This window comes from Anabaena sp. AL09, assembly GCF_001672255.1.
GTDB classification, from domain to species: Bacteria; Cyanobacteriota; Cyanobacteriia; order Cyanobacteriales; family Nostocaceae; genus Dolichospermum; species Dolichospermum lemmermannii.
Map to the genome: position 1 here is coordinate 1 of NZ_LJOQ01000095.1, position 8426 is coordinate 8426.

7 protein-coding genes are annotated in these 8426 nt (G+C 37.4%); all 7 read left to right on the top strand.

The genetic code is table 11. The features are described from left to right. Positions 1 to 82 precede the first annotated feature (82 nt). The 7 genes from AN490_RS19345 (at position 83) to AN490_RS19375 (ending at position 8355) form a co-directional block, all read left to right on the top strand. Entirely contained in the window at positions 83 to 1972 is a 1890-nt protein-coding gene (locus AN490_RS19345; protein WP_300006521.1) for a pentapeptide repeat-containing protein, read from the top strand. A gap of 126 nt (positions 1973 to 2098) precedes the next feature. Further along, positions 2099 to 2677: a Uma2 family endonuclease gene (locus tag AN490_RS19350; protein WP_300006522.1), complete on the top strand. Its 579-nt coding sequence runs from the start codon at positions 2099 to 2101 to the stop codon at positions 2675 to 2677. A gap of 214 nt (positions 2678 to 2891) precedes the next feature. Further along, positions 2892 to 3554, top strand: coding sequence for an ATP-dependent Clp protease proteolytic subunit (locus AN490_RS19355; protein ID WP_300006523.1), 663 nt, complete (start codon positions 2892 to 2894; stop codon positions 3552 to 3554). A gap of 122 nt (positions 3555 to 3676) precedes the next feature. After that, a complete protein-coding gene (locus AN490_RS19360; RefSeq protein WP_015083128.1) occupies positions 3677 to 4270 on the top strand; it encodes an ATP-dependent Clp protease proteolytic subunit in 594 nt (197 codons plus the stop codon). Between the two features lie 103 nt (positions 4271 to 4373). After that, positions 4374 to 4979: a DnaJ domain-containing protein gene (locus AN490_RS19365; protein WP_300006524.1), complete on the top strand. Its 606-nt coding sequence runs from the start codon at positions 4374 to 4376 to the stop codon at positions 4977 to 4979. Positions 4980 to 5146: 167 nt separating this feature from the next. Next, complete coding sequence (locus AN490_RS19370) at positions 5147 to 6412, top strand: ATP-binding protein (RefSeq protein ID WP_300006525.1); 1266 nt, start codon at positions 5147 to 5149, stop codon at positions 6410 to 6412. Positions 6413 to 6474: 62 nt separating this feature from the next. Continuing rightward, positions 6475 to 8355, top strand: a complete 1881-nt coding sequence (locus AN490_RS19375) for an ATP-binding protein (RefSeq protein ID WP_300006526.1) — start codon at positions 6475 to 6477, stop codon at positions 8353 to 8355. Positions 8356 to 8426 lie beyond the last annotated feature (71 nt).

Consider the following 8426-nt stretch of genomic DNA (forward strand, 5'->3'; position numbering starts at 1 on the left):
CCAAGGTGTTATGACCTAGATAACGTTTACTCATGTTTTGAGTGGTTTGGTTCACATAAACTACAGATTACTCCGTTTATTTATGCTCTCAGCATTAGCAGGGTTTTTATCAATCTTTATTGGTGTATTTATAGCATATATTTTTGGTACAAAAAATTCTGAAAACTTTATTATTGGAATAGTTGGCCTAGTTATCGTGACAGTCTTTTGTATTGTCACTATTCGCAAGGGTTTAATAGCCGGAGCCGGAGTCGTAGCCGGAGCCGGAGCCGGAGTCGTAGCCGGAGCCGTAACCGGAGTCGTAGCCGGAGCCGTAACCGGAGCCGTAGCCATAGTCGGAGCCGTAGCCGGAGCCCTAGCCATAGTCGGAGCCGTAGCCGGAGCCCTAGCCGTAGCCATGACCGGAGCCATAGCCGGAGCCGGAGCCGGAGCCGGAGCCGGAGCCGGAGCCGTAGCCATAGCCGTAGCCGTAGCCGGAATCGTAGCCGTAGTCGTAGCCGGAGCCCTAGCCGGAATCGTAGCCGGAGCCCTAGCCGGAGTTTTTGTAATTTTTAGTGCTTATATAGGATGGCGTAGTTTAAAGGGAGATCAAAGAGATACTTGGCTTCGTTCAGTTACTATTGCTTTTGCTGCTACAGGAGGCACAAGTTTTCATGGTGCTGATTTAACTGATGCTGATTTAACTGGTGCAATTCTCAAAAACACAGATTTCAGAAAGGCAAATCTAACACGCACTCGTTTCTATGAAGCCAAAAAACTTGATTTTGCTAGACTAGGTAATACTATATTAAGTAACCGTGCTGTTCTCAATTTACTGGTTAGCGGCAATGGTAGGGGTAAATCTTACGCTGGTGCTAATCTCAGAGGCGCAAACCTGATACGTGCAGACTTGAAAGAGGCTAATTTAAAAAATGCTGATATTATTGAAGCCACTTTTCAAGGAGCTAATTTAGAAGGGGCAAATCTGACTCTCGCTCAAGCTGTCGGTACTAATTTCACCAATGCTCAAATGACAGGTGCTTGTGTGGAAGCTTGGAATATTGAAAGTACAACTATATTAGATAATGTAGATTGTCGCTTTGTCTATCTTTTAGAATATCCCAAACCAGGAACAGACAACCGTGAACGCCGTCCTAGTAGTGGAGAATTTCAACCAGGAGAATTTACAAAATTATTTGAAGAAGTTTTAAATACTGTTGATTTAATTTTCCGCGATGGTATTGACTGGAAAGCTTTTGTTAATGCTTTCAAAAAAATGCAAGTTGAAAATGGAGATACAGAATTATCTATCCAGAGTATTGAAAATAAAGGTGATGGTGTAGTTGTCGTTAAAGTTGCTGTTCCTGATGATGCTGACAAAGAAAAGATTCATAGCGATTTTACTCAAAATTATCAATTAGCATTAGCAGCAGTAGAAGAAAAATATAAAGCAGTTTTACAAGCTAAAGATGAGGAAATAATTTTCCATCGTCAACAAAGTGGTAAGATACCAGAAATGATTATGGCATTAGCTAATAAACCTATAAATGTTCAAGTTGACAACAAAGTGGAGAATAAAAACATGACTAACGATTCTAGCCGTAAAGTTGAAATTGGAAGTGTCGGGAGAGATTTTAACGCCAGTGGACAAGCTTTGAATTTAGGTGAAATCAGTGGTACAGTCACAAATACGATTAATGAATTACCCTCTGCACCTGAACCTGATAAACCAGGAATTAAGGAATTATTGACACAATTAAAAACAGCAATTGAATCTGATACTAATTTAAAACCTAAAGACAAAGAAAAGGCACTAAAACAAGTCAAAGCTTTAGCAGAAGCCGCCCAAAATCCTCAAGAAAAACAGGATTTAGCAGATACAGCAATTACAATGTTAAAAGGAGTTGTGAGCAACTTACCAACTGCGGCAAAATTGGTTGAAGAATGCGGTAAATTGTTGCCGATAATTTCTGGTTTTCTAGGTTTAGGTTAAAATGTATTTTCTAACCGCCCTGTTCTGAAAATATCGTTAAAATGGGAGGTAGAACCTCCCGGAAAGCATTCCCAGTCGGAGACTGGGAACGAGGAATAAATGGAGATTAATTAAGAGGTATGAATCATGACTGCTGTAATTTTACAAATACCACAATCACTAAAATTCACAGATGATAAATTTGTGGAAATGGTCGCTGCTAATAAAGATTTACGTTTAGAATTATCGGCTCAAAGAGAATTAAGTATCATGTCACCAACAGGAGGAGAAACGGGAGATAGAAACCTAGAATTAGGTGGACAAGTTTGGTTTTGGAATCGCCAAAATGGTTTAGGAAAGGCTTTTGATTCTTCCACAGGTTTTAAATTACCTAATGGTGCTACCCGTTCCCCTGATGTCTCTTGGATTAAGATGGAAAGATGGAATGCACTCACACCAGAACAAAGAAAAAGGTTTCTGCCTTTATGTCCTGATTTTGTGATTGAGTTGGTTTCTGAAAGCGATGATTTAGCAGATACTCAAGCCAAAATGCGAGAATATATCGCCAATGGTTTGCGGTTAGGTTGGTTAATTAATCCGAAAAATAAACAAGTAGAAATATATCGCCCAAATCAAGAAATAGAAGTTTTACAATCTCCTGCAAATTTATCTGGAGAAAATGTATTACCAGGATTTATTTTAGATTTGCAACCGATTTTTTCATGAAACATATAGCGGTTATTGGTTAGATGCCATACAATTGAAGGCGCAGACCCTGCGCCCCTAGGTTCTGCTGTACTTGGCATAATTGGGACTCAAGACCCAAATATTTTAAAATTTAGCTTTTTTCACTATCTGGGAGAAATCCACACCCTAAATTGGGTGAGCATCGCGTTAGGATGTAATACATTAACGGCATAGTTTCAGGCGATTAGTTGCTATGGATATTTCTCACCTCAAGGCTGTGCAAGCCCCCTATTCCGGCGATAGTTCCTACCGGACACCGCCGCCAGATTTACCGTCCCTACTATTGAAGGAGCGGATTGTGTATCTGGGTATGCCACTTGTTCCGTCTGTTACGGAATTAATCGTCGCTCAATTGCTGTATTTGCAGTCCGATGATCCCGAAAAACCAATTAAAATCTACATCAACTCTACAGGTACTTCTGGTTACAGTGGCGAACCTATCGGTTTTGAAACCGAAGCCTTCGCTATCTATGACACTATGAAATATATCAAGCCTCCTATCCACACCATTTGTATTGGTTCGGCTATGGGTATGGCTGCGATGATTCTTAGTGCTGGGACAAAAGGCTGTCGTGCTAGTTTGCCCAATTCTTCCATTATCCTGCATCAGCCGAAAAGCTACGCCCAAGGACAGGCGACGGATATTCAAATTCGCGCTAAGGAAGTTTTGGCAAATAAAGCTTCAATGCTGGAAATTCTAGCCCGGACGACTGAACAAGACATGGCGAAAATTAGCAAGGACATGGATCGTCTTTTCTACATGACTCCCGACCAAGCTAAGGAGTATGGTTTGATTGACAGAGTTTTTAGGAAGGATGAACTCGCTAATCCCCCACTCCCTGCAAGTGTGCTTTAAATAGGTAATGGGTGATTGGTGATTGGTAATTGGTAAGAAGATATAGCTTCATCTGACCACTGACCACTGACCACTGACTACTGACCACTGACAATTAACTAATTACAAACGGAGTACCGCAAATGCCTATAGGCGTGCCTAAAGTTCCTTATCGGATGCCCGGTGGACAATATACAGATTGGATTAGCATTTATGACCGTCTTTACCGGGAAAGAATTATTTTCTTGGGAAGAGATGTGGATGACGAAATTGCTAACCAAATTATTGCTGTCATGCTGTATTTGGATTCCGATGATCCAGGGAAGGATATTTATTTATATATCAATTCCCCCGGTGGGATGGTGACATCTGGTTTGGCAATTTATGACACCATGCAACACATTAAGTCTGATGTGGTGACAATCTGTGTCGGTTTGGCTGCTTCTATGGGATCTTTCCTGTTGGCTGCGGGGACAAAGGGTAAACGCATGGCCTTACCTCACTCCCGGATTATGATTCACCAACCTTCTGGCGGAACTCGCGGACAAGCTTCTGATATCGAAATCGAAGCTAGAGAAATTCTGCGAATTCGGAGTCAGTTAAATCAAATTTATGCTGATAATACTACTCAACCTTTAAGCAAGATTGAAAAAGACATGGATCGTGACTTTTTTATGTCTGCTCAAGAGGCTAAGGAATACGGTTTAATTGATCGTGTGATTGAAGAACGTATTTAATAGTGGAAAATAATTCAAAATTCAAGATGTAAAATTCAAAAGTATGAATTACTCATTTTGAATTTTTAGTTTTGAATTTTGAATTTAAGTCAAATGAAGCAACATGGATCTTGAAGATTATTATCGGATATTGGGTTTAAGGTCGGGAGTTTCTTTTGCTGATGTTAAAGCGTCCTATCGCCGATTGGTTCAGCAATATCATCCTGATATCAACCCAAATGATCTCAAAGCGAAAGACAAATTTATTGCGGTGACTGAGGCTTATAAGTTTCTCCAAACTGTTTTACCACCGGAGGAAATTAAGTCTCGGACTAATGAGGTGAAAACTGATGTTTCTAGTGCTAGAGAAGTGCAAACTCAACCAGCAGCACCGAAAACAACGGTTATATCTCATCCACCCAATTTAGAGGATATAGAACAACGGTTAAAGTGGAAGACTTATGAGCAGTTACAGCGATTTTTACAGGAAAGACGTTTTCCCCAGGCGATCGCTCTAGCAGAGGCTTTAATGGCGCGTTTACCGGGGGATGCGGAGGTGCGTCAATGGTTAGCGATCGCTTATCAAATCTGGGGACGAGTGTTAATTACGGAAAAACAACTGCCAAAAGCCAGAATTTATCTGAAAAAAGCCTTAAAAACTGACCCATACAATAAAGCTTTATGGAATGAAGTTCAGCAGGATTTTCACAGGTTGGGATTGAAACTTTAGTTAATTGGTAATGGGTAATGGGTGATTGGTAATGGGTGATAGTTTTGAAAAAAATTAAATTCAGATTGGATATTGCTTTTAAGAAATAAAACAAATACACTACTGATAGTATACTGATCTTATAAGTAAAATTTTCCCTTTTCCCCATCTCCAGAAATAAATTTACTATGTCTTCCAATCCTTTTTTTCCTGGAAAACCAGTTCTCCCAGAAAGTTTTGTGGGACGGACATCAGAAATTAACTATGCTTTTGACCAAATCCATAACCGCAGCCATTTCGCCATTTGGGGTGGGCCAGGAATGGGTAAGTCTTCATTCTTGCATAAATTAGCTTCTGAGCAAACATGGCAAGAATATGGATTAGATCCATCTCAAGGTATCGCTGTCATAGTCAATTGTCAAAATATCATTCCCTTCACTCCTGCTGGTTTTTGGCGGGAAGCTTTAAGATTGCTGCATGATAAATTAGACAGTGAACCAAAACTACAAGCTGAAATCAAGCTATTACTTGAAAAACCAACGACAAACGATAGTCTGCGCCAAGCATTACGGAAATTAGGTAGAAAAGATAAGTTTTTAGTATTGTTGGTAGATGATTTTGATGCAGCATTGGTAACAAATGAGCAGTACACGGAAACAGAAATGGAAACATTTTTAGCTCAGTGTCGTAGTTTGGCGGTTCATGCGGAAGAAAGTCAATATCTCTCCATGATTGTGGCTTCACTCCAACGCCTCAGTGAATTAGGCCCCAAACTTAACCCCAATGCTTCTCCTTGGTACAATCACTATTTGTTTCAATCGCTGAAATTGTTTACTACCAAGGATTTAGTTCAACTATTAAATAGTATTAGACCACCCACATTACGGGGTGAAATCATGAATATTACTGGTGGACATCCAACTTTAGTCCAAACTGCTGGGTTTTTCTTATATAGAGAACTACAGCCTGGGAGTAATGCCGATATTAAATCATTTGCTGAGAATTTTGAAAGAGATACGCAACAGATTTTTCAAACAATTTGGGATAGATGCAATCCTAAAGAACAAGCTTTGTTGATACTGATAGCTTTATTGGATATGGAAGGTCACATAAAGGAAATAAACTTTAAATTAAGTGGCATTGGCCGCATTCTTACACAACATGAACGATCTTTAATAAAGTTGGAAGAACAGGGTGTAATTACTTCCAGTTCTCTAGAAACCGGAAAGTTTTACCCCTTCACTTCATTACTTATGAAAAAATGGGTGATTCAGGAGATTTTGCAGACTCCAGAACAATCAATCAGAGACGGAGAAAAGGAATTTATGAATCTGATTAGTCATAGACAAGTAAACCAAGTTAAAGAAGTAGTTACTTGGTTAGGTAACAATCCAGAGAAAGTAAAATCTTGCCTAGATTGGATAGCAAAGGTAGTCCCAGTATTTCCTAAATGATCAACTTGACAAGAGATATGTTGTTCTATTAATCTGTATAAATAGTCATTAAACTAGCAAAAATGAGTTACATCCCTAATCGTTACATTATCGGTCGTCCAATAACTGAACCAGATAAATTTTTTGGCAGACAAGATTTATTCCAATTTATTTATGACAATTTAAATAATAATGAAACAATTATTCTGCTATTTGGTCAAAGACGGATTGGTAAGACTTCTGTTTTAAAGCAGGTTTCTCAACAAATTGATAAATTAGTTCAACATAATAAGTATTCTTTTGTTAACTTTGAATTGGCTAATTTATCATTGAGCGATGTTCTTTATGAACTTAGTGAAACAATTATTAAATCACTTAAACTATCAGAATCAGAAATTGAATTACCTTCAATTACAAAATTCAAACAAGATCCAGATGATGCTTTCTTTAGAATTTTATTACCACAAATATACCAGAGAATAGATCATAATAATCTTGTATTATTATTAGATGAATTTGATGTTTTTGAAAATGGCAATGAATTTTTAAACTCCATACGGAAAATAAACTCCATATGGAAAGACGAAGGAGAAGTGAATAAATTGTTTTGTATTCCAGTTTTGGGAAAATTACTGGATGGCAAAAGTAAGTTTCTTGATAATTTTGATCATGCACCACAATCGGAAATTAGTTGGCTAGATGAAAATAGCGCTACCAATTTAATTATTCAACCTGCTATAGATATATTGCAATACGAGGAAGATGCAATAAGAGAAATTTTGCAATTATCTGCTGGACATCCTTTTTTCACACAGGCAATATATTTTGCTGCTTTTGGAGAAGCTAGAAATAGTAATGAATGGGTTGTTAAAAATAGTGATATAGAAAAGATTATAGACAACAAGGTAATTAAATCGATTCAACCATCATTAGAAGGCTTTCTGAAAGCTTTACCTATTCCTGAGAAAATGTTATTTTTAGCAGCAGCACAGTTGCAAGAACCAGAGTTTGATAATTCTAATTTGACAGTGATAGAACTATTAGAAAAATATGGACTAGAAAAACATGGACTTTTTAAGCAAGATAAATTAGAAAAGGCATTAGAACAATTGATAAAGTGGCATTTTCTAGAGGAAAATAAAAGTTCTCATAAAGTAAAAATTGAATTAGTTCGTAGATGGTTAATAAAGAAATATTCTTTAAAGGAGTTAATTTATGAATTAGAAGAATTTGATACAGATGCAAATCAATACTATGAAAAGGCTAGGAAAGAATGTGATCAGAAGAATATTAGAAATGCTATTGAACTATATAAGAAAGTTTTAAAAATCAATCCAAACCACTTTACGGCTCTGTCTAATTTAGGAAAATTATATTTAGATAGCCAGGATTTTAGTGAAGCCATAAATTGTTACAACCGATGTTACAAATTAGATACTAACCGTCACAAAGAGAGTTTAGTTACAGCGCATTTAAGGTATGGAGAATACTGGAAACAGCAAAACAACTTGAACTTGGCAAAGAGAGAATTTGAAACAGTATTAACTCTAGATCCACAACATGAACAGGCAAGACAACAATTAACAAAACTTCGTGACAAAAACAATCCTTATTCGGTAGGTAAACCCGTTCCAGCAAAGAAATTTATAGGTAGAAAGGACGCACTTACACTGGCTACAGATCAAATTAATAGCTTTAGTTATGCCATTTTTTATGGCACTAAAGCTATAGGTAAAACTTCATTTCTGCAATATTTAGCTGCACGAGAGATTTGGGAAACACAAGATTTGTCTAAAAATTACTTTTTCGTTTATCTAAACTGCAAATTAATTAGTAACTTTACATTTTCAGTTTTTTGGAAAGAAATATTAAATGAACTTATCAAGTCAAGTAATGATTCCATGCAAGCTGAAATTAATCAAGTTTTACGAAAAAGTGTGTTAGATATAGCGGTTATCAGTTGAGTGAGATACAAACATATGTACTAAGCAGATGAGTTAGCTGGAAAATTTGAATCTGGTTCTAAGTATTCAGT

Excerpts from the sequence above, each read along its gene's own strand:
- AN490_RS19350 (WP_300006522.1), top strand. The coding sequence starts at position 2,099 with ATGACTGCTGTAATTTTACAAATACCACAATCACTAAAATTCACAGAT.
- AN490_RS19375 (WP_300006526.1), top strand. The coding sequence starts at position 6,475 with ATGAGTTACATCCCTAATCGTTACATTATCGGTCGTCCAATAACTGAA.
- AN490_RS19345 (WP_300006521.1), top strand. The coding sequence starts at position 83 with ATGCTCTCAGCATTAGCAGGGTTTTTATCAATCTTTATTGGTGTATTT.
- AN490_RS19370 (WP_300006525.1), top strand. The coding sequence starts at position 5,147 with ATGTCTTCCAATCCTTTTTTTCCTGGAAAACCAGTTCTCCCAGAAAGT.
- AN490_RS19355 (WP_300006523.1), top strand. The coding sequence starts at position 2,892 with ATGGATATTTCTCACCTCAAGGCTGTGCAAGCCCCCTATTCCGGCGAT.
- AN490_RS19360 (WP_015083128.1), top strand. The coding sequence starts at position 3,677 with ATGCCTATAGGCGTGCCTAAAGTTCCTTATCGGATGCCCGGTGGACAA.
- AN490_RS19365 (WP_300006524.1), top strand. The coding sequence starts at position 4,374 with ATGGATCTTGAAGATTATTATCGGATATTGGGTTTAAGGTCGGGAGTT.